Genomic DNA, 24,709 nt, shown 5'->3' on the forward strand with positions numbered 1-24,709 from the left:
TTCGAGTCGAGCGTGCCGGGGGGCGCACTGTGCAGTCGGTTGTCGAGAGTGACCTGTTGTGACGCGCTACCTTCTTCGTAGGCTTCCGTCCGCGGTGCTCGTGTTGTTCCTGGCGTCGATACTGATCTTTCTGGTCCTTCGACTCGTGCCTGGCGACGCGGCGACGACGCTGGCCGGCCCCGATGCCTCGCAGGCGTCCATCGATGCGATCAGAGCGCAACTGGGGCTGGACAAGTCGATTCCATCGCAGTATCTGACATGGCTGGGTGGAATTCTGACGTTCGATCTCGGTCGATCGTTCGTGATCGGCGGAAACATCTCCGACCTGGTGCTCGACGGGTTGACCAATACTCTGGTTCTGACGTCGGCCGCGCTGATCTTGGCGGTGGTGGTGTCCTTGGTGCTGTCCGTCGCCGCCGTGGCGTGGCCCAGACGCTGGTTGACGGCAGTGGTCAACGGTGCCAACACGCTTGCGGTTGCGTTGCCTCCCTTCGTGACCGGTGTCCTGTTGGTACTGGTTTTCGCCGTGCTGATTCCGGTTCTGCCTGCGGGCGGGGTGCCGCCGGCCGGGTTCCTCGCGAGACCGGACATCACCGTCCAGTACCTTCTCCTGCCTGCGGTTTGCCTCGCACTTCCGGTATCGGCGGCGTTGACCCGTTTCCTGACCGAATCGCTGCGCACCGAACTCGAGCAGCCGTACGTCACCACCGCCCGGGCCGTGGGGGTGAGGCGGTGGAACCTCGTCTCGCGAAGTGCACTGCGGAATGCATTGCCCACCATGATCACCGCTCTCGGTTTGCAGACCGGGCAGTTGCTCGGTGGTTCGATTCTGGTGGAGGCGATCTTCGCCTGGCCGGGGATCGGTCGGTTGATCGAGCAGGGAATCAGTCGTCGGGACTACCCGGTAGTTCAGGTGTTGTTGTTGCTGTCGGTGTCGATCTTCGTAGTCATCCAACTGTTGACGGATGTGGCGCACGCCTACCTCGATCCGCGTATTCGTATCGGAGGTAAGTCGTGACCGGCGTGACCCGCGGTCAGGGTCTGGTAGGTCTGGTCATGGTCGTGGTGATCATGGTGGCAGGAATTCTGGCTCCGATCCTTGCGCCTTACGATCCGCTCGAGCAGATCTCCGGGGCGAACCTCCTGGGGCCCAGCGCGCAGCATTGGCTCGGTACCGATCAGGTCAACCGTGACGTCTTCTCCCGTGTCCTCTACGGAATTCGAATCGACTTGCTCATCGCGTTTGTCGCCGTACCGATCGGCGCGGTGATCGGTGCTCTGATCGGCTTGGTGGCGACGCTGGACGGCGTGGCAGATACCCTGGTTCAACGACTGTTCGACGTCGTACTCGCTTTTCCCGCACTGATTCTCGCGATCACGCTGGCCGCGATCATCGGTCCGGGAGCGTTCACCGTAGGTGTGGTGATCGTTGCCACCGAGGTGCCGATCTTCGGCCGACTCGTCAGGACGGCGGTACTGCGGGTCCGCGAGCAGCCCTTCGTGGAGGCGGCCGAGGTGATCGGGGCGGGTCAGCTCCGGGTACTGCGAATCCACATCCTGCCGAACGTACTCGAGTCGTTGGGGGTGCAGGTAGCCCTGTCGCTCTCGCTGGCGGTCTTCGTCGAGGGGGCGATGAGTTTCATCGGTATCGGAGTCAATCCGCCGGATCCGTCGCTGGGATCGATCATCTCGGATTCGATCCCCAACCTGGACGTGAACACTGCTTTCGCGATCGGGCCGCTCGTGGTGGTGGCGGCACTGGTTCTCGGCTTTCTGCTTCTCGCGCAGGGAATCGGGCGGGCACGCCGATCATGAATGCACTGTTGGCGATAGATGATCTGTCCGTCTCTTTCGGTAGCCGGTCGCCGGTTGTGGAAGGTGTCGGTCTCACGGTCGGCTCCGGTGAAATCGTGGCTTTGGTGGGTGAATCAGGGTCGGGTAAATCGTTGACGGCTCGAACGATTCTCGGGTTGCTCCCCGACGGTGCCACGGCGACGGGGTCGGTGACGGTGGGCGGTATCGAGATCATCGGTGCCGACGATTCGGTGTTGAACTCGGTTCGTGGTGTGCGGGCGGCCATGGTCTTTCAAGAGCCGCAGACCGCACTGAACCCGGTGCAGAAGATCGGCAGACAGATCACGCAGGCACTGCAAGCACATCAACGGATATCGAAGCGTGCTGCGCGCGCTCGTGCGGTGGAACTGTTGGAACTCGTCGAGATACCCGACGCGTCGACGCGCGTCGACTGGTATCCACATCAGCTCTCCGGCGGGCAGAAACAACGAGTGGTGATCGCGTTGGCATTGTCCGGTGAACCCGAATTGCTGATTGCGGACGAGCCGACCACTGCCCTCGACGTGACGGTGCAGGCCGAGATATTGAAGCTCTTGCAAGGATTGCGCGACGCGAACGGCACGTCGATACTCCTGATCACGCACAATATGGGAGTTGTTGCAGCAGTGGCAGATCGCGTGGTAGTGATGCGAAGCGGGAAGGTTGTCGAGCAGCAGTCGGTGTTCGATCTGTTCGAGAATCCACATCAGCAGTACACGAGAGAGCTACTCGCTGCCGTACCGAGACTTCACGATCACCACCACGTCCTACCGGGCAAAGAATCCGAGTCGGCGGTGTTGGAGATTCGCAGTTTGACGGTGCGGTATCCGGCTCGGCTGGGTAACCCGGAGTTTCGTGCTCTCGACAACGTCGACCTCACCGTGGGCGCCGGTGAAGTGGTGGGGTTGGTCGGAGAGTCGGGCTCGGGTAAAACCACCATCGGCCGTGCGGCTCTGGGATTGGTGCAGCCCACCTCGGGTGCCGTCGAGTTCCTCGGCACGTCTGTCACCGGGCTACATCGTTCCGAGCTTCGTTCGCTGCGAAGGAATTTCGCTCTGATACACCAGGATCCGGCAGCGTCTCTCGATCCGCGACGCAGTGTCGGCGAGAGCGTGGGTGAACCGCTGGTCGTGCACCGAGTGGCTTCTGGAGCATCCTTGCGGGCGCGGGTCGCCGAACTACTGGAATCGGTGGAACTTCCGGCAGACCATGCGTCGCGGCGCCCGTCGGAACTGTCCGGTGGTCAGCGTCAGCGAGTGGCGTTCGCCCGTGCCTTGGCATTGCAGCCCAGGTTGTTGGTGGCGGATGAGCCGACCAGTGCGCTCGACGTATCGGTGCAGGCGAAGATTCTCGATCTGTTCGAAAGTCTTCGCGCCCAGTTCGGGTTCGCCTGCCTTTTCGTCAGTCATGATCTCGCCGTGGTGAATCGGGTGGCAGATCGCGTCGTGGTGCTCCGCCGTGGTGCGGTTGTCGAACAGGGCACTACCGAGGCCGTGTTCGCCGCACCGCGACACGAGTACACGCGTCAACTGATCGACGCAGTACCGCAACCAGATCCGAAAGATCGTCGTCAGAAGTAGTGAACACGAAGGGGGAGGGCTCATGTCGATGCCGTCGGGTGCAGGGCTGAACAGGCGCGATTTCGTGAAGTTGGGTATCGGTGGCGTGTCGGCGCTGGTGCTGGCCGCTTGCTCGTCGGCGGTACAGGAAGCGAAGCAGGACAACCAGTCCGAAGGTTCGGCCGAACCGGGTGGGACGTTGGTCATCGGCTCGTTGAGTGATCTGAATCCGGCCACGATTTTTTCCCAGAGTCTGACGTCGATGACCGTCGGGACGCTGGTTTTCGACACGCTGATACGGCTCGACCCCATCTCCTCGGATCCGAAGCCTCGGGTTGCGACGTCCTGGGACGTGTCCGACGACGGTTTGACGGTACGACTCGAACTACGTACCGACGTCACCTTCCACACGGGACGGACGTTGACGTCCAAGGACGTGGCGTACTCACTGGCGAACCTGGCCAAGGATTCTGCGGGCTCACAGCTTCAGGCTGCCGCACAGACGGTGACGTCGGTGGACACCTCCGAGGCTGCCGTGGCTGTTCTGACGCTGGCCCATCCGTTGGTGAACTTGTTCGATCTCCTCGAATTCATGCTGTTGACCGACTCCGAGACGGAAGCAGGTTTACTCGCCGGTGATTCGTTCGTCGGTACCGGCCCCTTCGTGTTCGACAGTTGGCAGCGTGGTCAACAGTCGGCATGGAAACGAAACGACACGTACTGGGGCGGCGCTCCGCTGCTCGAGAGCGTCACGGTGCGGGTGGTTCCGGACAACTCTGCCTTGCTGTCTTCGGTGCGGTCGGGTCAGACCAACGCCGTGATCGGAGTATCCGCGCAGGATGCGAGACCGTTCCGGAGCGACTCGGCTTTTCGCGTCGAAACCGAGGACGTGTACGACGTCGCCTACTATGTCGGAGCCAACGTGGTCGATCCGGCGCTGGCGGACAAGCGGATTCGGCAGGCGATCTCGTACGCGGTGGATCGGGACCGTATCCTCGCCGAGGTGCTCGGTGGTGCCGGTATCGCGAGCAGTGCGCCGTGGCCGCAGTCCTCCCCGGCATACGACGAGGCCGCTACGAAGCACTACTCCCGTGACCTGGACAAGGCGAAGTCGTTGCTACGAGATGCCGGTGCTCCGTCGACGTCGCTGAAGCTGTCGTACGGTACCGGACTGGCGCCGGCTGCCACCATCGCAGCCATCGTCCAGAGCAACCTCGCCGACATCGGTATCAAGGTCGATCTCGATCCGCGGGAGCAGGCGACGTTCTCACCGTTCCTGAGCAGCGGTCAGCAGCAACTCTGGATCAACCCGCATGGTTTCGGTCAGCTCAATCCGTCGACCCTGGCCACCGGGGCGGCCCCGTTCAAGCCGGCAAAGAATCTTTCCGGATATTCGTCACCGGAATACACCGCCATCGTGGATCGAGTGTGGAAGCAGCCAGACCCGAAAAGTGCCGATGCCCTCGCCGCGTACAAGGAGTTCTCGGATCTACTTCTGGACGAACAGTTCGTCATAGATCTGGCGATCACCACCAACACCAACGTCTACACCGGTGGTGTGCGTGATGTGGCCTGGAATCGATACAAGAATCTGATCCTGGACAAGACCTATTTCGCGTGAGGATGCTCAGAGCCTGCGCATCACGGACACGACCTTCCCGAGAATGACTGCCTTGTCGCCGTCGATCACCTGGTAGGCCGGGTTGCGAGGCTCGAGATACACGTGACCGTTCCGGCGCCGTAGTACCTTCACGGTGGCCTCGTCGTCGATCATCGCTGCGACGATCTCACCGGAATGAGCTTCGTCCTGGCGGCGCACCACTACGACGTCGCCGTCGCAGATCGCGGCGTCGACCATCGACTCGCCACGTACCCGCAGCCCGAACACGGTGCCGGAACCGACGAGTTCACGGGGCAGTGCCAACATCTCGTCGGTGTGCTCCTGCGCGAGAATCGGTGTTCCGGCGGCGATGTCGCCGACCACCGGCACCGTAACCGTATTGTCGGATGAGCGACTCTTCGCACCGGAGAGGAACGGGCGCACGTCGAGTTGGCGAACCATACCGGTGCCGCGCCGAAGGAAGCCTTTGTCTTCGAGGCTGCGCAGGTGTCCGGACACCGACGACGTCGAGCGCAGGCCCACTACGTCGCCGATCTGACGGGTGCTCGGTGCGTACCCGTTGTCGGCTACCCAGTCCCGGATGGCTGCCAGAATCAACTGCTGCCGCTGCGGCAGAGTGGACGGGTCGAGGCCGTCGAACATGTCGGGATCGTCGTAGTCGCTCACATCGGGAATCGTAGTCAATGCCACCGACCACCTTCCTCCCCAATCGGGTAGTCGCCAAAGCGCGGTCGCTGACGAAGAATGTGAGGGAAGCATCCGGCTGATCTCTATCCCAGGAGTGATGAACCATGTCTTCACCGAATCGCGCACTTGTTCTCGTCGATGTTCAGCAGGAGTACTTCGACGGCCCGTTGAGTATCGCGTATCCGCCCGGTAGTCGGTCACTGGCCAATATCCTGGATGCAATCGCCACTGCCGAGGCGAACGATCTACCCGTGCTGGTGGTACAACATCGGATGCCGGAAGGCGCGCCCGTCTTCGTGCCGGGAACGCCGGGGTGGTCACTGCACCCGGAGGTGGACAAGCGCGTCGAGGCTTCGTGGAAGCAGGTGCACAAGGAGTACGGGAGCATCTTCGCCGACACCGACGTCGCGGACTGGTTGCGAGAGCAGGGCGTCGACACGATCACGGTGGTCGGCTACATGATCAACAACTGCGATCTCGCCACGCTCGTCGAGGCGGAAGGGCTCGGGTTCGCGGCCGAGGTTCTCTCCGACGCCACCGGCGCGATCAATCTGGCGAACGAGGCCGGTCAGGTCTCGGCCGAGACCGTGCACACGACGCTCATGGTGTTGTTGCAGTCGAATTTCGCCGCCGTGGCCACGACGGCCGACTGGACCGAAGCTGTGAAGGCGGGTACTGAGTTGACGAAGAACAATCTTGTCGTCTCGGCCGTTCAGGGTCGTGCGGCAGCCGGGGTGTGAGCGTGTCGGTCACGGCGATGACATGGGGCTTTCTCGGTGTCGGCTTCGCTGCAGCCGAGGCGACGCACGATCTTCGTGCGTGGATCGGGAGAACTGTGGGGACTCGGCCAACGGTTACGGGAAGCGGGTGAGTTCGCTGCACCGGTCGGCTGCTTCGTCCGACTCGTCACCCTTGGCGGCTATGGATTCCCGTGTTCCCTCGGTGCGGGGCGCTGACCTGTTCGACGAGCCGCGAGGCGGATTGCACGGTGCGCTGCGCGGCTCGGGTGTGGGCATCAGTCGATTCACGGTCGGGGTGACGCCGTCGAGGTGACGCTGGAACCTCGTGAAGGCGTTGCGATCACCATGATGCTCTCCTACCTGACTCGCCCTCGACGCGGAGCCGAGCTGGTTCTCGGCAACCTCACGGCCGCGTTGGGACGGCGTGAGTTGTGGGGATCTCAGATGTAGTGCCCGTTGACATCATCCGGGATGAAGGTGGCCGAATCAGACACTCTTGTTCGGTGACTTCTCGCCGTGATTGTCGATTGTGGGCAGAAGAAATGCGAGTCCGACGGGGAATACGCTGAACGCGACGGTCTACCAGAATGCCGTTCCGAATGCACTTGCGATTCCAGCCGGGCCGTTCATCGCGAAAGCGCTCGCGCCGATGCCGATGCCGATTCCTCTGACGAACAGCGCCGTGACGGCCGCCGGGTCAATCGATCATGCGCGCATTACGTGAGCATCTCGTGGCCGGGCATACCGCCGCGTTCAGTATCGGGCCGGATCGGGAAACATTTGTCGAGTTGGTACGGGCAACGGCCGGCGTGGCCGACGACGATCTCGCCTGCGTCGCGCTTGCTCGATTCGCGCTCCAGGCAGGCAATCTCGCCGACGGCCGCGACGATCCGCGCGGGGCCGTCGGCGAGTTGTTCGACGTACTCGAGCACGGCTGGGTCGATGCCCTCGGTCATGATCGGGAGTGAGATTCCAGCGCCGCCCGCGCCGCGTTGGAGCCGGCCATCCCGTGCACACCGCCGCCCGGGGGGGTGGCGGACGAGCAGAGGAACACCCCCGGCACGCCGGTGGCATAGGGGTCGATGCCCAATCGTGGCCGACCGATGATCTGCCGAGCGGTGTTCGCCCCGGCTGAGATGTCACCGCCGACGTAGTTGGGGTTGTACGCCTCCATCTGCGCGACGGTCCGCACGTGTGTACCGACGATCCGTTCGCGGAAACCGGGGGCGAAACGTTCGATCTGACGAGTGATCGCCTCGGTAGCATCACCCGAATAGCCTTGTGGTACATGAGCATATGCCCATACCGGATGGATGTCGCCGACCGATCGGGACGGGTCGGCGAGGAACTGCTGACCGAGCAGGATCATCGGTTTGTCGGGCATCTGCCCGCGCGCTGCCTGCTTCTCGACGGCGGCGATCTCGGGCATGGTCCCGGCGAGGTGCAGGGTTCCAGCTTTGCGGGCATGCGAGTTGGTCCACGGTACGACGCTGCCGTCGGAGTCGGCGCGGACGGCGTAGTCGACCTTGAATGCTGCTGGACCGTAACGGTATCTGCGATACGCCCGCGCGATACGGTGCGGTTGGACGCCGTCGAGGAGGCGGGCGGCGGCGTCGGGTGCGAGATCGAGCATCACCAGGTCGTATCCGGCGATGTCCCGGCGGTCGGTGATGGTGCGCCCGGTTTCGACGGCGCCGCCGAGGCTTCGCAGGATCGAGGCGAGGGCATTCGCGATGGATTGTGAGCCGCCCTGTGCGACAGGCCAACCGTGGGCGTGCGCGGCGGCGGTCAGCAGAATTCCGACGGCACTCGAGAGGGGGGTGTTCAGCGGGCCGAAGACGTGCGCGGCGACACCGCCGAACAGGGCGCGGGCTTGCGGCGTCCGAAATGCTCGAGTGAATCCGGTGGCGGGAAGTATTGCCCCGGCTCCGAACCGGCCGAGGAGTAGCGGATGTTTCGGGACGTGCAGGACCGGCACGAACACGTCCTGTACGAGCTGGTCGAAATGCTCCGACAGGTATTCGAAGGCGGTGCGCCATCGTGGGCCGTCGACCCCGAGCCCGGCTACCGTGCGGTCGATGTCTCGCCACAGCACCCCGGCGGTGCCGTCGTCGAGCGGGTGAACGAGATCGATTTCGGGCCACCGCCAGGTCAGGCCGTGATCGGCGAGGCCGAATTGGCGGTCGAGTTCGGTGAAGAACGGCGAGGCCAGGGCGGTGGGGTGAAAGGCCGAGCAGTCGTCGTGGATCAAACCGTCGACGACGTATTCGCTGCTGCGGGTCCCCCCGCCGATCGTGGCGGCGCCTTCGACGACGCGGACGTCGACACCGGCCCGGGCGAGTTCGACGGCCGCGGCGAGGCCGTTGGGGCCGCTTCCGACTATCAGTGCTGTAGTCATTCGCCGGACAATCCCTTCGAATTGCATGTATCGGATTTTCGTGGCAAAAAATATGTCCGAAACGCTTGGTTGAGAGATCAACTTTTGTTAATGTTGTCCCCACACTGGCCGCAGCTGATTTTCATCGCTGCGGCCAGTTGTTGCAATTTCGGGCCCTTGTACCCCGCTGTGCATCGCGCGACGCGCCTGTTCGGGTCGGATTCGGTATCCTTTCAAGCAGCATCACTCTGCACGGACTCAGCTCCGAAACTTGTTGACTCATCCCGCCCGGCCCTGCATCGCCGCAGTTCAGAGCAATCATAGGGCAACCTTGCTTGCGCTCGTGCCGGGGTTCTGAATTATCGTTTTCGTTACACGGTTGACTCACAGAAGTTTCAACCGGTAACCGGACACATCGGGGTGTCTGTGTTGGGAAGAACTTGCGTTGCAAGTTGATGGCCATCAGCGCTGCTGGTCGTCGGTGCATCTTTATGGCATACGAAGGCTGGGTATGAAGCAACTTCCAGGCCCCCAGGGCCTCTATCACCCGTCAAACGAGCATGACTCGTGTGGAGTCGCATTCGTCGTGGACATGAAGGGTCGACGCAGCAGGGACATCGTCGAGAAGGCGATCACCGCGCTGGTCAACCTCGAGCATCGCGGCGCTGCCGGATCCGAACCCAACACCGGTGACGGTGCCGGCATCCTCTTGCAGGTTCCCGACAGGTTCTTCCGTGCCGTGGTGGACTTCCCGCTGCCGGCCGAGGGAGCTTACGCAACGGGAATCGCGTTCCTTCCGCAGAGCGACACCGGTGCCCACGAGGCCGCCGCGGCGGTCGAGAAGATCGTCGTCGAGGAGGGCCTGACGGTCCTCGGTTGGCGTGAGGTCGGCACCGACGACTCCTCGCTCGGCGCTCTGGCCCGCGACGCGATGCCCACGTTCCGGCAGATCTTCATCGGCTCCGAGGGTGACAAGGTCACCGGTATGGACCTCGAGCGTCGTGCCTACGTCGTGCGTAAGCGCACCGAACACGAACTCGGCACCGACGGCGCAGGCAAGGGCGGTCCCGGCAGCGAGACCGTCTACTTCCCCAGCCTGTCCGGCCAGACGTTCGTCTACAAGGGCATGCTCACCACCCCGCAGCTCAAGGGTTTCTACCTGGACCTGCAGGACGATCGCGTCGAGAGCGCCCTCGGTCTGGTGCATTCGCGCTTCTCCACCAACACGTTCCCGTCCTGGCCGCTGGCGCACCCGTTCCGCCGCGTGGCCCACAACGGTGAGATCAACACCGTCACCGGCAACGAGAACTGGATGCGCGCCCGCGAATCCCTCATCGTCAGCGACGTCTTCGGTGGCCGCGAGAACCTCGAGAAGATCTTCCCGGTCTGCACCAACGGAGCTTCGGACACCGCTCGTTTCGACGAGGTGCTCGAGATGCTGCACCTGGCCGGCCGCAGCCTGCCGCACGCCGTTCTCATGATGATCCCGGAAGCGTGGGAGAAGCACGAGAACATGGACCCCGCCCGCCGGGCGTTCTACGAGTACCACTCGGCGCTCATGGAGCCGTGGGACGGCCCGGCATCGGTGTGCTTCACCGACGGCACCGTCATCGGCGCCGTGCTCGACCGTAACGGTCTGCGCCCCTCACGTCTGTGGGTTACCGACGACGGTCTCGTCGTGATGGCGTCCGAGGTCGGTGTGCTGCCGATCGACCCGTCCACCGTGGTCCGCAAGGTGCGCCTGCAGCCCGGCCGCATGTTCCTCGTGGACACCGCACAGGGTCGGATCATCAGCGACGAGGAGATCAAGACTCAGCTCGCCACCGAGCAGCCGTACCAGCAGTGGCTCGACGAGGGTTTGCACCACATGGCGGACCTGCCTGATCACCCGTACACGTACATGTCGCACGAGCGCGCAGTGCTCCGCCAGCAGCTCTTCGGTTTCACCAACGAAGAGGTCAACCTGCTGGTCAAGCCGATGGCACTCGCCGGTGCCGAGGCACTGGGCTCGATGGGTACCGATACTCCGATCGCCGTGCTCTCCGCACGCTCGCGGATGCTGTTCGACTACTTCTCGCAGCTCTTCGCCCAGGTGACGAACCCGCCGCTCGACGCTATCCGGGAAGAGGTAGTCACCAGCCTCGGTGCCACCCTCGGCCCCGAAGGCGACCTGCTGCACCCGAATGCCGACTCCTGCAAGCAGATCGCGCTCCCGCAGCCGATCCTGCACAACGACGACCTGTCGAAACTGGTGCACGTCAACGACGACGGCAAGTTCCCCGGTTTCCGCAGCGTCGTGATCCGTGGCCTGTACCCCGTCCGGGAAGGTGGCGACGGTATCCGTCGCGCGCTCGAGGGCATCAAATATCAGGTGTCGCAGGCCATCGCGGGCGGGGCCCGCCTGGTGGTGCTCTCCGATCGTGAGTCGACGGAGGACTACGCACCCATTCCGTCGCTGCTCCTGACCGCCGCCGTGCATCACCACCTGGTTCGTGAGAAGTCGCGCACCAAGGTCGGTCTCATCGTCGAGGCCGGCGACGCCCGCGAGGTGCACCACATGGCGCTCCTGCTCGGGTTCGGCGCCGGCGCGGTCAACCCGTACATGGCGTTCGAGACCATCGACGAGTTCCTGCAGAACGGTGAACTCGAAGGTCTGACCCTCGAGAAGGGCATCGCCAACTACATCAAGGCAGCCGGTAAGGGTGTGTTGAAGGTGATGTCCAAGATGGGCATCTCCACGCTCGCGTCCTACACCGGTGCCCAGCTGTTCCAGGTCATCGGTCTGTCGCAGGAACTGGTGGACGAGTACTTCACCGGACTGCAGTCGCAGCTCGGTGGCATCGGCCTGGACCAGATCGCGGCGGACGTCTCCGCTCGGCACGCGATCGCGTACCTGGGACGCCCCGAAGAGCGCGCCCACCGCGAGCTCGAGGTCGGCGGCGAATACCAGTGGCGTCGGGAAGGCGAATACCACCTCTTCAACCCGGAGACGGTGTTCAAGCTCCAGCACGCCACGCGTACCGGGCAGTACGAGGTGTTCAAGGAGTACACGAACCTCGTCAACGACCAGTCGGAGCGGCTCGCCGCCCTGCGTGGCCTGTTCGACTTCAAGTTCGGCAAGCGTGAGCCGATCTCCATCGACGAGGTGGAGCCGGCCAGCGAGATCGTCAAGCGATTCTCGACGGGTGCGATGAGCTACGGCTCCATCTCCGCCGAGGCGCACGAGACCCTCGCCATCGCGATGAACCGTCTGGGTGCGCGCTCCAATTCCGGTGAGGGCGGCGAACATCCGTCGCGTTTCACGCCGGACGAGAACGGCGACCTCCGTCGCAGCGCCATCAAGCAGGTCGCGTCGGGACGCTTCGGTGTCACCTCGCACTACCTGAGCAACTGCACCGACATCCAGATCAAGATGGCCCAGGGCGCCAAGCCCGGTGAGGGCGGCCAGCTTCCCGCTCACAAGGTGTACCCGTGGGTGGCCGAGGTCCGGCACTCCACGCCCGGCGTCGGCCTGATCTCGCCGCCGCCGCACCACGACATCTACTCGATCGAGGATCTCGCGCAGCTGATCCACGACCTGAAGAACGCCAACCCGCAGGCCCGCGTGCACGTCAAGCTGGTCTCCGAGGTCGGTGTCGGAACCGTCGCCGCCGGTGTCTCCAAGGCACACGCGGACGTCGTGCTGATCTCCGGTCACGACGGTGGCACCGGCGCCACCCCGCTGACCTCGGTCAAGCATGCGGGCGCACCGTGGGAGCTCGGCCTCGCCGAAACTCAGCAGACGTTGCTGCTCAACGGTCTTCGTGACCGCATCGTCGTGCAGGTCGACGGCCAGCTCAAGACGGGCCGCGACGTCGTCGTCGCCGCGCTGCTCGGCGGCGAGGAGTTCGGTTTCGCCACCGCGCCACTGGTGGTCTCGGGTTGCATCATGATGCGCGTCTGCCATCTCGACACCTGCCCCGTGGGTGTCGCGACACAGAACCCGTTGCTGCGTCAGCGTTTCAGCGGCAAGCCGGAATTCGTCGAGAACTTCTTCATGTTCATCGCCGAAGAGGTTCGCGAACTGCTCGCCGAGCTCGGCTTCCGTACGCTTCTCGAAGCGGTCGGCCAGGTGGACATGCTGGACACCACCCGCGCCCTCGAGCACTGGAAGGGAAGCAAGGCAGGCAATCTCGATCTGTCTCCGATCCTCACCCAGGTCGAGTCCGCGTTCATGGACCAGGACGTGCACTGCACCACCACGCAGGATCACGGCCTCGAGAAGGCGCTCGATCAGAAGCTGATCGTCGACGCCCGAGATGCACTCGACAAGGGCGAGGCCGTCACGATCGAGTCCCCGATCACCAACGTCAACCGCACGGTCGGCACCATGCTCGGCCACGAGGTCACCAAGGCGTTCGGTGGTGAAGGTCTGCCGGACGGCACCATCGACATCACGTTCACCGGTTCCGCCGGAAACAGCTTCGGTGCTTTCATTCCCAAGGGCATGACGCTGCGCCTGCTCGGCGACGCCAACGACTTCGTCGGCAAGGGTCTCTCCGGTGGCCGCATCGTGGTGCGCCCGCCGCTGAACTCCGCGGAAGGCTTTGTCGCCGAGGAGAACATCATCGGTGGCAACGTGATCCTGTTCGGCGCCACCAGTGGTGAAGCACTGCTGCGTGGCATCGTCGGTGAACGCTTCGCGGTCCGCAACTCCGGCGCCACTGCCGTCGTCGAGGGTGTGGGCGATCATGGTTGCGAGTACATGACGGGCGGAAAGGTGGTCATCCTCGGAGCCACCGGACGTAACTTCGGTGCCGGCATGTCCGGTGGCGTCGCGTACGTCTACAACCCTGACAAGACGTTCGACAAGAACCTCAACACCGAACTGGTGGATCTCGAGGAACTGTCGGGCGACGACTTCACCTGGTTGAAGGGCGCCGTCGAACGTCATCGCGACGAAACCGGTTCCGAGGTCGCCTCGCGCATCCTCACGGACTGGTCACAGCAGGTGGGTCACTTCGTGAAGGTGATGCCCCGCGACTACAAGAAGGTTCTTTTGGCCATCGCGGCCGCAGAGAAGGATGGCAAGAACGTGGACGAGGCAGTGATGGAGGCAGCTCGTGGGTGATCCAAGCGGTTTCCTGAAGCACACGTCCCGCGAACTTCCGGTTCGCCGGCCGGTACCGTTGCGCCTGCTCGACTGGAAAGAGGTGTACGAGGATTTCCCGAAGGAGAACCTCCAGACCCAGGCCAGCCGTTGCATGGACTGCGGAATTCCTTTCTGCCACAACGGTTGCCCGCTGGGGAATCTGATTCCCGAGTGGAACGACCTGGTGTACAAGGATCACTGGCACGACGCGATCGAGCGTCTGCACGCGACCAACAACTTCCCGGAGTTCACCGGCCGGTTGTGCCCGGCACCGTGTGAGGCGTCCTGCGTCCTGGGAATCAACCAGGATCCGGTGACCATCAAGCAGGTCGAGGTCGAGATCATCGACAAGGCGTTCGACGAGGGTTGGGTCAAGCCGGTTCGCGCCGCGCACGCCACCAACAAGAAGGTCGCCGTCGTCGGCAGTGGTCCGGCGGGTCTGGCTGCGGCGCAGCAGCTCACCCGCGCCGGTCACGCGGTGACGGTCTTCGAGCGCGCCGACCGCATCGGCGGCTTGCTGCGCTACGGCATCCCCGAGTTCAAGATGGAAAAGCGGCACATCGACCGCCGGCTCGAGCAGATGGAAGCCGAAGGCACTGTCTTCAAGACGAACGTCAATGTGGGAGTGGACATCACCGCCGACGAGCTGCGCGAGCAGTTCGACGCCGTGGTGCTCGCCGGCGGCGCCACCGCGGCCCGCGACCTGCCGATCCCGGGCCGCGAACTCGGCGGCATCCACCAGGCCATGGAATTCCTGCCGATCGCCAACCGGGTGCAGTTGGGTGACCTCGACGCTCCTACCATCACTGCCGAGGGCAAGAAGGTCGTCATCATCGGTGGCGGCGACACCGGCGCCGACTGCCTCGGCACCTCGCACCGACAGGGCGCAGCCAGCGTCCACCAGTTCGAGATCATGCCGCGCCCGCCGGAAACCCGCGCCGAGCAGACCCCGTGGCCGACCTACCCGTTGATGTACCGAGTCGCCTCGGCGCACGAAGAGGGCGGCGAGCGTGTGTTCTCCGTCAACACCGAGAACTTCGTCGGTGAGAACGGCAAGGTCACCGGACTCAAGGCCCACGAGGTCCAGATGAAGGCCGGCCGATTCGAGAAGGTGGAGGGCTCGGACTTCGAGCTCGAAGCCGATCTGGTGCTGCTGGCGATGGGTTTCGTCGGACCCGAGAAGCCGGGACTGCTCACCGATCTCGGTGTCGACCTCAACGAGCGTGGCAATGTGGCCCGCACGTCGAAGTGGAACACCAATGTCGACGGCGTGTTCGTGGCCGGAGACATGGGTCGCGGTCAGTCCCTGATCGTCTGGGCCATTGCCGAGGGCCGTTCGGCTGCCGCTGCTGTGGACACCTACCTCGAAGGTGTCACCGCTCTGCCCGCGCCGATCCACCCGACGGCCGCGCCACAGCGCTGATCCGGAAAATCTGGGCTGCACTCCCGAGTGATCGGGGGTGCAGCCCAGATTTCGTTTCGGGGGTCGTCGGAGGTCTGTGCCGGCCCGGGACGCGAGGCCCAGTCGTGCGGTGGGCTCGAACCCGGCAGCGGCGACACGGTCGGACATCGAACAGCTCGAATGCGGTTGCCGCGATCTACTCGGAGGCGTCGGGAACCTGGCTTACTTCGACCTCGACGGTTTGCGGAGGGCTTTCGATCATGAAAGTCCGCAGTCCGTTTCGCCGCAAACCTCTCCCGGAGTGCTGTTCGGGACCCACCCGAACGAGTGCAGTTCCGTTTGACCGGAATTAACTTGTCGCTCAATATTATCGAAGATCGACACATAACTGATGGGGAGTCTTCGAAGATGAGTAGAGATCGAAACCGTATCGTTTTACGGCGTTCCGTGATAGCGGCCGCTGCCACTTTTGTTGCGCTGGGCACCGCATTCTCCGGTTCGAGCGCACTGGCCGCGCCGGTGCCCGCACCGCCTGCCGCAGATGCAGTCAGTTCTGATTCCATTGCGGCAGCACGTATTCTGCCGATCGGGACGACGGTGACCGTCACCGGCACCGCGACATCGCCGTCGGGTGTGTTCGAATCCAGCTTCTACGACAAGGGCTTTGGTCTTCAAAGCGGCAACTCTGGCATCTATATCAGCGATCCGGAGAACTCCGGCATCGCCGTCGGTGACCGCGTGGAGGTCACCGGAGCCCTCGCCGACCAGGAGGGGCTGCTGGTCGTCCGCCCCACCGCGGTGAAGCGCCTGGGGTCGGGAGTCCCCGTGCAGCCGAGGCCCGTTCTGCTCGGCGACATCGGTGAGAACACGGAAGGTCTGCTGGTGTCGGTGACCGGATACGTCACCGGACCGGCCACGGACGACCTTCCGTACGGCTACAAGGTGAACATCGCCGGGGTCACCGGAAGCACCGTCGTCTTCGTCAACACGCAGACGGGAATCGACGTCGGCGCCATCCAGATCGGGCGACCCCTCACCGTCGTCGGTATCAGCGGCCAGTACGCCGACACCTACGAGATCCTGCCGCGCTCCTCCGCTGATCTGAGCCAGAGCTTCACGGGTATCCCGGGCTTCGGCAGCTGACCTGCTGTCACCGGGTCACGTCACCTTCAGCCGAGCTCCGACGCGCATCGCGCCGGGCGACAATCGGCTCAGGGCGCGTCCGATCTTCGCTTCGGGGGTGACGGGTACAACGGCCTTGTTGCTGCGGACGGCCTTCACCACGGCTGTGGCGACACGGTCCGGGGTGAAGTTTCGGCGACGGTAGAGATTGTCGGCGCGGGTCTGCAGCCGTGTCTGCTCCTCGGCGGTGGTCCCACCGAATTCGGTGTTCTTGACGATATTGGTGTGTACCAGTCCGGGGCAGATGGTGCTGACGCCGATGCCGTGTGGAAGTAGTTCGGCGCGGAGGCAATCGGAAAACATGAAGACCGCTGCTTTGCTGGTGGAGTACGCGGTGAGGGTTTTCTGTGGGGTGTATGCGGCTGCCGACGACAGGTTCACGACATGCCCGCCGGTCCCTCGTTCGATCATCATGGGGGAAAACGCCCGACAGCCGTGGACGACGCCCCAGAAGTTGACGTTCATGACGCGCTCGAACTGGTCCTGCGGAGTATCGGCGAACGTTCCCGAATACCCGATCCCGGCGTTGTTGACGACGATGTCCGGTATGCCGTGATTTGCGGAAACCGTGGCGGCGAACCGGATCACAGCCTCTTCGTCGGCGACGTCCACCTGGTAGGAGTGCGCAGGCCCGTCTATCAGTGCCGCGGTGTCTTGCGCGCTCTCGAGATCGACGTCGCACAGCACCAACACGGCACCCTGCGCCGCGAACGCCAGCGCTGTTTCGCGACCGATGCCGCTGCCCGCGCCCGTCACGACCACGAGACTGCCGGTGAGATCGCGCAGTCGCCGCCGAGTTCTGGTTCCGTGGCGCCAACTTCGAAAATCCTTGAGTAGGCCCATGACTGCTCCCCTTTCGTGTCTACTGGTGGAGTGTGCCACGACAGTGGGCGCGCGCAGTCCTGTCAACACGTGAAAGGTATTCGATGAGTGAGCTCCGCGTTGTGGCGACGATTCCGGCCAAGTCAGGTTCCGAGAACGAAGTCCGATCAGCTCTCTCGGCACTGGTCGAGGCCAGCCGAGCCGAAGAGGGCAACGTCTCCTACGAACTCTTCGAGTCCGAGGCGGCACCGGGCACCTTCGTCACCATCGAGACCTGGCGCTCGCAGGACGATCTGAACGCCCATATGCAGTCGGCGCACCTTCAGGCCGCACTCGCGGCAGCGGGACCGCTGCTCGACGGCGCTCCGGCCATTCACCCGCTCAAGGCTTCCTGAATTCCGAGAATCGGCGGTGCGCGTCCGCGCTCAATCCATCAGATCGTGGACGTAGCACCACCGCCAGGACTCTCCCGGTTCGTGCGAGCGCATGACGGGATGCCCTGTCTGGCGATAGTGACCGGTGGCGTGCTGGTGTGGGCTGGAATCGCAGCAGCCTACGTGCCCGCAGGTCAGGCAGATTCGGAGATGAGCCCAGATTGTTTCTCCGGTCTCGGTGCATTCTTGACACACTCCCGGCGTCAATGCCGCCGGATCCGTATCAGGCGTATTGTCCAATTCTTCGCAACCTGCTGGTGAGGCCGCCGGTCGGGGAGTGCGAGCACCGGCTCGCTTGAGGATTTTCTTCATCGCCTTCCATACTGCATGCTGCCAAGGTGAACGGCATACTTTTGGGGGTAGTAGTAGCTGCACTGCTGGTAGCCGCGTTGGCGCGCCGATTCGGATTGCCGTCGCCGCTGATCCTGGTCGTGGTCGGATTGATCGCCTGCCAGATTCCCGGTGTACCCGCTCTCGAGCTCGATCCGGATCTCGTCCTGTTCGTGGTGCTACCACCGCTGCTGTACTCGGCGGCCCTCGACAGCTCGTATCTGGCCTTGCGGTCGAAAGTGCGCCCGATCGGCCTCCTCGCCGTCGGACTCCCGCTCGTCACCACGGCAGCTGTCGGCGTGGTGGCCTATCTGATCGTGCCGGAGTTCTCCCTTGCCGCCGCCCTGGTGCTCGGTGCCATCGTCGCGCCACCGGATGCGGTCTCCGCCAGTGCGATCGGCCGCAAACTCGGCTTGCCACGGCGCATCATGACGTTGCTCGGCGGTGAGAGCCTCCTCAACGACGCCACCGCCTTGACCGCCTACAGGGTCGCACTCGCCGCCGCCGTGGGCACCGGCGCAACGCTCGTCGGCGGTTTCGAGACCTTTGTGGTCGCGGCCGTCGGAGGTACGGTGATCGGCCTCGTCGTCGGCCTGGTGATCTCCAGGGTTCGCGGCAAACTGAAGGATCCGCTGATGGAAAGCGGAATCGGGCTGGTCGTCCCGTTCTTCACGTACCTGGCGGCCGAAGAGGTGCATGCCTCGGGAGTGATCGCCGTCGTCGTGGCCGGCCTGGTCCTCGGGCAGCGCTCCACTCGGGCCTCGTACGCCACCAGACTGCAGGACACCGCCGTCTGGCGAGCTGTGGACCTGATCCTGGAATCGTTCGTGTTCTTGCTGATCGGACTGCAATTGCCGAGCGTCGTCGAGGGACTGCAGGGCTACAGCGTCGCCGTCGTCGTATGGGCATCTGCGGGCGTACTGGTCACCGTCGTGCTGGTGCGCATCGCCTGGGTCTTCCCGGCCACGTACGTGCCGCGTTGGGTCTCGCCGCGAATCCGGGCCCGTGAACCGCAGCCCTCGCCGCGGTCGGTGTTCATCGTGTCCTGGGCCGGTATGCGCGGTGTCGTCTCGTTGGCGGCGGCGTTCGCCATCCCGTTGACGGTCAACAGTGGCGAGGATTTCCCCGGCCGCTCCCTGATCTTGTTCCTGACCTTCGTGGTGGTGGTGGGAACGCTGCTGCTGCACGGACTCACCTTGCCGTGGGTCATTCGCACACTCGGAGTCCACAGTGACGAGTCGCAGTCCGATGCGCGGGCCGAGGCCGCCGCCCAGGACCGGGCGGCGCGGGCCGCGTCGGCGCGCCTGGACGAATTGGTACCGCCGGAAGCCGACGACATCCCGGCCGTTCGCCGCCGGGCCGCCGGAGTGCTGCGCCACCGCAACACCAGTCGCGCCAACTCGGCGTGGGAGCGGCTCGGTCGCAGCGACGCCGACGCGGGGGAGAGCCCGTCCTCGGCGATGCGAGCGCTGCGGCTCGAGATGATCGAGGCCGAGCGTGAGGTGTTCGTCGCCGAACGCGATGCCGGGCGTATCGACGACGAGGTACTCCGGCGGGTGTTGCGCGAACTCGACCTCGAAGAGGCCGCCTTGGATCGGGACTGACTACACCCGCAGCATGTCGCGGACATGACCGGTCTCGTTGACGGATGCGAGTCGCTTGTTCCCGTTGCGCGAGATCAGCACTCGACTGATCGAGGTGTACTCGACCGGGAAGGTCATGGGCCGCTCGAGGCCGAGGAGTTCTTGCGCGACGATGTTGACGACGCCGCCGTGGCAGAACACTGCTGCGGTGTCGTCGTGGTCACCGGCCGCGGCGATGTCGGCGAGTGCGCCGAAGACGCGGGCCCGAAAGGCATCGGCGTCGACGGACTCGGGTAGAAATCCGGCTTTGATCCGCGCATAGGCCTCGGGATTGCGTGCGGCGGCCTCGTGAAACGGGATGTAGTGGCTGTCCTCGAAGTCGTACTCCACCAGTCCGGGGTGCTCGGTGACCGGCAGATTCAAGGCGGCGGCAACGGGGGCGGCGGTTTCGACGGCCCGCTTCTGCGGGCTGCTGTGGAGCGCGGAGATCCGATACGGAGCCAACGCGGCCGGTAGTCGCTCGGCCTGGGCTCTGCCCTCGGCGGTCAGCGACGGATCAGCTCGACCGACCGTCGCTTCGGCGAGTTCGGGGAGCGCGTGGCGGATCAGGAGAAGTTGCACGCTCGACAGCTTGCCATTGCCACGGTCGTGTCCGCTTCGACGTCCCTGCGAGGACACGTCGGTATTGGAACGTACGTTCGAGTCATCGCGACTATCCGGAGCTGTACTGACACTTCTGGACAGTTGAGCGGCCCGAGGTGCGACCTCGCGCCGATCCTTACGGCGCGAGGTCGCGGATCAATCCGGCGAGTTCTTCCGGCTGGTCGATCATCGCGTGGTGGTGTGCCGGGCGCAGGACACGAAACTGCCCGCCCAGATAGGTGGCGAGTCTTTGCTGTTTGGCGGTCCACGCCGTCGACCAGGGTGTGGTGTGGCCGGTATGAGCGGCGACGACGGCAATTGGTATCTCCGGCAACGGATGTTCGCCGCCGTCGCGCAGTTCGCGCAGTTCTTGCGCCATGTCCGTGTATGCGACGTACTCGATCATCGCGGCCTCGAGGTAGTGCGGTTCGCGGTAGATCCGACGCACCCATGCAAGCGTTACCTCGGACGGGCCGCCCGGAGGGACGGACTGATTGAGAATCTTCCTGGTCGTGGTGCCCAGCAGTCGTTGGAGTCCAGTGGTGCTGAACGACACGGCTGCGGCGCGGGATGCGCTGATCAGCAAGTCGCGGGGCAGGATTCGTCGGGGATCGCGGTCGGCGCTGGAATCGAGGAGGAGCATCCCGGCGGCCCGCTCGGGGTGAAGCCTGGCGAAGCCTTCGACGTAGAAGCCGGCGATGGAGTGCCCCACGACGACGGCCGGTCCGGGGAGTGCGAGCATGTCGAGAACGTCGACGATGCGTTGGGCCTCGCCGCGGGTGGTCGGGATTTCCGTCGACGGTTCGCTCAGTCCGAAGCCGGGCCGGTCGAACCGCACGACAGTGTGGTCGGTCCGCAGGTGCCGGGCGCAGTCGTCCCAGTCGAACCAGTTGCCCGCCAAGCCGCCGCACAGGACGACGACGGGGCCGGCGCCCTCGGCGAGAACGTGCAGCCTGTCCTCGCCGACCGTGATGACGTCACCCGGTGGTTTCACGTGAAACATTTCCGGCATGAGAGCCTGCTTACTGGCGTGGTTTCGCGAGCGGGAAGGCGAGCGTCTCCCGGATGCTGCCGCCGGTGATCAGCATGACGACGCGGTCGACGCCCATACCCAGCCCGCCGGTCGGTGGCATCGCGTGTTCGAGAGCCTGCAGGAAGTCCTCGTCCAGCTCCATGGCCTCGGGGTCGCCGCCGGCCGCCAACGTCGACTGCTCGGTGAGCCGGTTGCGCTGATCCACCGGATCGGTCAGTTCGCTGTACGCCGTACCGAGTTCGACTCCCCACGCCACCAGGTCCCATTTCTCGGCGACGCCGGGGATGGTGCGGTGTGGCCGGGTCAGCGGCGACATGGAGGTGGGGAAGTTGGTGTAGAACGTCGGGAACTCGGTGTAGTCCTCGACCAGGTGCTCGTACATCTCCTGGGCTGTCGCGCCTGCGTCCCAAGTGGATTGGTACGGGATCTCGTTGGCGTCGCACAGTCGCTGCAACTCTTCGAGGCTGGTCTCGGGGGAGACGTCCACTCCGAGTTTCTCGGAAACGGCGCCGTGCATGGTCTTGACCGGCCATTCGCCGGAGATGTCGACCTCGACCAGTTCGCCGTCCGGTCCCGGCCGCATGATGATCTCGCGACCGAACGCGGCGACGGCTGCGGCTTGGATGAGTTCGCGGCACATCCGCATCATGGCCTCGTAGTCACTGTGCGCTTCGTAGGCTTCGAGGATCGTGAACTCGGGGTTGTGCTTGAAGTCGACACCCTCGTTGCGGAAGACACGACCGATCTCGAACACCTTTTCCATCCCGGCCACGCAGAGGCGTTTGAGGTACAACTCCGGGGCGATACGCAGATACAGATCGAGGTTGTACGCGTTGATGTGCGTCAGGAACGGTGCCGCATTCGCGCCGCCGTGCACCTGCTGCAGGATGGGGGTCTCCACCTCGAGGAAGCCGCGCCCACTGAGCGAATCGCGCAGCGACTTCACGACGGCGCTTCTGGCCTCGAGTAGCTGACGGGCCTTCGGGTTGAGAGCGATGTCGAGGTAACGCTGACGTACCCGCGTCTCGGGGTCCGAGAGTCCCTTCCACTTGTCGGGTAGCGGATGCAGGCATTTGCCGTTCATCCGCCAGTCGACGGTGATGAGGGAGAGCTCGCCGCGTCGGCTGCGCCCGATGGTTCCGCTGACTTCGATCAGGTCACCGAGATCGAATTCGGCGTCGAACGCGGCCACCTTGGCGCGGCCGACAGCGTCCTGGTCCACCAGGATCTGGATGTCACCGGACCAGTCGCGGACGTCGGCGAAGGTGACTCCGCCGTAGTCGCGGATGCGCAGGATGCGTCCCGCGATGCGCACGCGGGTGCCTTCGGGCGATTGGGTCGCTCCGGCGATGGTGTGAGTCGGCGGGTAGGCGACGGGGTACGCGCTGATGCCGTCGTCGGTCAGTTGTGCGAGTTTGTTCATCCGCACCCGCACCTGCTCGGGTCGGCGAGGCCCCTTCGGCGCGGTCACCGTGACGGAGTCGGGCAGGCTGCCGTCCGCGTGCAGACCTTCGGAGGCGACCAGTGCCTGCGGTACGGCGACATGCGTGCCGGTGTGTTTGACCACCTGCCTGGATTTGCGTCCGATGCTGGGAAGGACCACGAAACCTTCGGCGACGGCGGACGCGAACCCCACTCGGGGAAGCTCACGGTTGTCCTCGAAGCACAGGAATCGTGGTTCCCAGTCGGGTTGGTACTTGACGTTGGAGCGGTACAGCGCTTCGAGTTGCCACCACCGTGAGAAGAACACCAACACGCTGCGCCAGACTCGCAGGATCGGTCCGGCGCCGATGCGCGAGCCTTCCTCGAACACCGAACGAAACACCGCGAAGTTCAGAGATACCCGGACGACGCCGATTTCGTCCGATCGGGTGGCGAGTTCGGCGACCATGAGTTCGACCACCCCGTTGGGGGCGCTGGGCTTGCGACGCATCAAGTCCAGCGAGACGCCGTTCGGTCCCCAGGGCACGAGCGAGAGCATGCCGACCACCGATTCGTCCGGGGTGCCTTCGCCGATGACGGCTTCGACGAGCAGGCAGTCGCCGTCGAGACTGTCACCGAGTCGGCCCAGTGCCATCGAGAAACCTCGCTCGGTTTCGGTGTCACGCCAGTCGTCGGCGCGGGTGATGGCGGCCGCCATGTCTTGCGCGCCGACGTCGCGGTGTCGTCTCATGCGGACGGTGACGCCGTGCCTGCGGACACGGGTGACGGCTTGGCGCACCGGGCGCATGTCGCGTCCGTTGAGATTGAACTCACGGGTGCGCAGGATGGCTTCGTCGCCCAGTTGCAGCACGCTCAGGCCGGCGCGTTTGTATGCGGTGGCACCGGATTCGCTTGCTCCCATGACGGCGGTGGCCCAGCCGTACTGGGAAGCGAGGTCCTGCCACGCGCGGATGGCGTGTGGCCAGGCTTCCGAGTCGCCGATCGGATCGCCGCTGGCCAGGCATACGCCGAGTTCGACCCGATAGGTGATCGCAGCTTTGCCGGTCGGGGCGAAGATGACGGCTTTGTCGCGTCGGGTGGCGAAGTAGGCGAGCGAATCGTCGGCTCCGTAGTTCTGGATCAGCCCGCGGATCGCGGATTCGTCGTTACCGGTGAGAGCGTTGTTGGAGCGTTGCGCACGAAACAGCGTGGCGACGGCGGCGAGTAGGGCGAGAGCGCCGAGGAGCCCCAGGAAGGTGTTGACGAAGGGTCGCGGATGGCCGTCGAAGATCTCGTTGTCCACGGCACCGGCAGCGGTGACGCGGTTGAGCGACCACAGGAATCGCTGATTCTGTGGAAGGTCGCCGGGGAACAGTTCCACCACACCCCAACCGATGACGGTGGCCAGGGCCATGCCGCCGAGCAGCACCCCCAGCGCTTTCCATCCCGCGCCGCGCCGTACCCGGGTGTAGAACTCGGGGCGGGCGGCGATCAGGAGTCCGATGACGACGAGCATGACGACGACGGCCACGGCGTTGTTCGGATTCTTGTCTTTGATCGCCGACGCGACGTTGGTGAGCGTCATCAAGATCAGGTAGACGGTGAGCAACCACCACGCGATTCGCTTGCGGCTGGCGAGGGCCGCGGCGAGGAGACCGACGACCACTGCCCACAGCAGGCTGGTGTCGGGTGCGTCGAAATAGTAGTTGTCGATGTACTCGCGGGGCACGTGCACGATGTGGCGCAGCAGGGGTGAGAAGCTCCACAGGAAGACCAGCACGGAGAAGACTCCGAGGATCAGGCCCGAGATGTGTGGAACCTGGCTCAGTCGGCCTTTGCGAAAGCGACGTGCCTGTCGTGGATTTTCCGGTGGTGATTCCACCAACTCCGCGGTCGTATCGGTCGCATCGG

20 protein-coding genes are annotated in these 24,709 nt (G+C 64.3%); 13 read left to right on the forward strand and 7 right to left on the reverse strand.

Annotation, left to right across the window (positions count from 1 at the left end):
* The first annotated feature begins 58 nt into the window (after positions 1-58).
* Genes ABH922_RS23695 through ABH922_RS23710 form a run of 4 tightly spaced genes read left to right on the forward strand, consistent with a single transcriptional unit; the run spans position 59 to position 5,013 of the window.
* Positions 59-1,018: an ABC transporter permease gene (locus ABH922_RS23695; protein WP_424809260.1), complete on the forward strand. Its 960-nt coding sequence runs from the start codon at positions 59-61 to the stop codon at positions 1,016-1,018.
* On the forward strand, positions 1,015-1,815 hold the full coding sequence (locus ABH922_RS23700) for an ABC transporter permease (RefSeq protein WP_424809261.1): 801 nt from the start codon (positions 1,015-1,017) through the stop codon (positions 1,813-1,815). The genes ABH922_RS23695 and ABH922_RS23700 overlap by 4 nt, the downstream gene beginning before the upstream one ends.
* The gene (locus ABH922_RS23705; protein ID WP_424809262.1) at positions 1,812-3,413 is read left to right on the forward strand and encodes a dipeptide ABC transporter ATP-binding protein; all 1,602 of its coding nucleotides are present in this window, start codon (positions 1,812-1,814) and stop codon (positions 3,411-3,413) included. Before ABH922_RS23700 ends, ABH922_RS23705 begins: the two co-directional genes overlap by 4 nt.
* 22 nt (positions 3,414-3,435) lie before the next feature.
* Positions 3,436-5,013 (forward strand): ABC transporter substrate-binding protein, encoded by a 1,578-nt coding sequence (locus ABH922_RS23710; RefSeq protein ID WP_424809263.1) that lies wholly within the window; start codon positions 3,436-3,438, stop codon positions 5,011-5,013.
* Positions 5,014-5,019: 6 nt separating this feature from the next.
* Here ABH922_RS23710 and lexA read toward each other — a convergent pair whose 3' ends face one another.
* Positions 5,020-5,655, reverse strand: a complete 636-nt coding sequence (gene lexA / locus ABH922_RS23715; protein WP_424809764.1) for a transcriptional repressor LexA — start codon at positions 5,653-5,655, stop codon at positions 5,020-5,022.
* 149 nt (positions 5,656-5,804) lie between these two features.
* On the opposite strand from lexA, the gene ABH922_RS23720 reads away from it, so the two are divergent.
* From ABH922_RS23720 to ABH922_RS23735, 4 genes are all read left to right on the forward strand, one after another.
* Complete coding sequence (locus ABH922_RS23720; protein ID WP_424809264.1) at positions 5,805-6,440, forward strand: isochorismatase family protein; 636 nt, start codon at positions 5,805-5,807, stop codon at positions 6,438-6,440.
* Positions 6,441-6,621: 181 nt separating this feature from the next.
* Positions 6,622-6,753 carry a hypothetical protein gene (locus tag ABH922_RS23725; RefSeq protein ID WP_424809265.1) on the forward strand — a complete coding sequence of 44 codons (132 nt, stop codon included), beginning with the start codon at positions 6,622-6,624 and terminating at the stop codon, positions 6,751-6,753.
* A complete protein-coding gene (locus ABH922_RS23730) occupies positions 6,750-6,890 on the forward strand; it encodes a hypothetical protein (RefSeq protein ID WP_424809266.1) in 141 nt (46 codons plus the stop codon). The genes ABH922_RS23725 and ABH922_RS23730 overlap by 4 nt, the downstream gene beginning before the upstream one ends.
* A gap of 257 nt (positions 6,891-7,147) precedes the next feature.
* The gene (locus tag ABH922_RS23735) at positions 7,148-7,408 is read left to right on the forward strand and encodes a hypothetical protein (RefSeq protein WP_424809267.1); all 261 of its coding nucleotides are present in this window, start codon (positions 7,148-7,150) and stop codon (positions 7,406-7,408) included.
* Here ABH922_RS23735 and ABH922_RS23740 read toward each other — a convergent pair.
* Positions 7,393-8,838 carry a phytoene desaturase family protein gene (locus ABH922_RS23740; RefSeq protein ID WP_424809268.1) on the reverse strand — a complete coding sequence of 482 codons (1,446 nt, stop codon included), beginning with the start codon at positions 8,836-8,838 and terminating at the stop codon, positions 7,393-7,395. The two genes, ABH922_RS23735 and ABH922_RS23740, sit on opposite strands and share 16 nt — an antisense overlap.
* A gap of 490 nt (positions 8,839-9,328) precedes the next feature.
* Here ABH922_RS23740 and gltB point away from each other — a divergent pair, with 490 nt between their 5' ends.
* From gltB to ABH922_RS23755, 3 genes are all read left to right on the forward strand, one after another.
* Positions 9,329-13,927 (forward strand): glutamate synthase large subunit, encoded by a 4,599-nt coding sequence (gene gltB / locus ABH922_RS23745; RefSeq protein WP_424809269.1) that lies wholly within the window; start codon positions 9,329-9,331, stop codon positions 13,925-13,927.
* Positions 13,920-15,371, forward strand: a complete 1,452-nt coding sequence (locus ABH922_RS23750; protein ID WP_424809270.1) for a glutamate synthase subunit beta — start codon at positions 13,920-13,922, stop codon at positions 15,369-15,371. The genes gltB and ABH922_RS23750 overlap by 8 nt, the downstream gene beginning before the upstream one ends.
* 387 nt (positions 15,372-15,758) lie before the next feature.
* Positions 15,759-16,493: a hypothetical protein gene (locus tag ABH922_RS23755; RefSeq protein ID WP_424809271.1), complete on the forward strand. Its 735-nt coding sequence runs from the start codon at positions 15,759-15,761 to the stop codon at positions 16,491-16,493.
* 15 nt (positions 16,494-16,508) lie between these two features.
* Here ABH922_RS23755 and ABH922_RS23760 read toward each other — a convergent pair whose 3' ends face one another.
* The gene (locus tag ABH922_RS23760) at positions 16,509-17,375 is read right to left on the reverse strand and encodes an SDR family NAD(P)-dependent oxidoreductase (protein WP_424809272.1); all 867 of its coding nucleotides are present in this window, start codon (positions 17,373-17,375) and stop codon (positions 16,509-16,511) included.
* A gap of 83 nt (positions 17,376-17,458) precedes the next feature.
* Between ABH922_RS23760 and ABH922_RS23765 the strand changes: the two genes are divergently transcribed.
* On the forward strand, positions 17,459-17,749 hold the full coding sequence (locus tag ABH922_RS23765; RefSeq protein WP_424809273.1) for a putative quinol monooxygenase: 291 nt from the start codon (positions 17,459-17,461) through the stop codon (positions 17,747-17,749).
* A 30-nt stretch (positions 17,750-17,779) separates the two neighbouring features.
* Here ABH922_RS23765 and ABH922_RS23770 read toward each other — a convergent pair whose 3' ends face one another.
* Positions 17,780-18,100: a UBP-type zinc finger domain-containing protein gene (locus ABH922_RS23770; protein WP_424809274.1), complete on the reverse strand. Its 321-nt coding sequence runs from the start codon at positions 18,098-18,100 to the stop codon at positions 17,780-17,782.
* A gap of 26 nt (positions 18,101-18,126) precedes the next feature.
* On the opposite strand from ABH922_RS23770, the gene ABH922_RS23775 reads away from it, so the two are divergent.
* On the forward strand, positions 18,127-19,722 hold the full coding sequence (locus ABH922_RS23775; RefSeq protein ID WP_424809275.1) for a Na+/H+ antiporter: 1,596 nt from the start codon (positions 18,127-18,129) through the stop codon (positions 19,720-19,722).
* Here ABH922_RS23775 and ABH922_RS23780 read toward each other — a convergent pair whose 3' ends face one another.
* The 3 genes from ABH922_RS23780 to lysX form a co-directional block, all read right to left on the reverse strand.
* On the reverse strand, positions 19,723-20,322 hold the full coding sequence (locus ABH922_RS23780) for a histidine phosphatase family protein (RefSeq protein WP_424809765.1): 600 nt from the start codon (positions 20,320-20,322) through the stop codon (positions 19,723-19,725).
* Between the two features lie 157 nt (positions 20,323-20,479).
* Positions 20,480-21,355, reverse strand: coding sequence for an alpha/beta fold hydrolase (locus ABH922_RS23785; RefSeq protein ID WP_424809276.1), 876 nt, complete (start codon positions 21,353-21,355; stop codon positions 20,480-20,482).
* A gap of 10 nt (positions 21,356-21,365) precedes the next feature.
* A complete protein-coding gene (lysX, locus tag ABH922_RS23790) occupies positions 21,366-24,683 on the reverse strand; it encodes a bifunctional lysylphosphatidylglycerol synthetase/lysine--tRNA ligase LysX (RefSeq protein WP_424809766.1) in 3,318 nt (1,105 codons plus the stop codon).
* Between the last annotated feature and the right edge of the window lie 26 nt (positions 24,684-24,709).

It is taken from the genome of Rhodococcus sp. 27YEA15 (genome assembly GCF_049739425.1).
In the GTDB taxonomy this organism is placed as follows: domain Bacteria; phylum Actinomycetota; class Actinomycetes; order Mycobacteriales; family Mycobacteriaceae; genus Rhodococcus_F.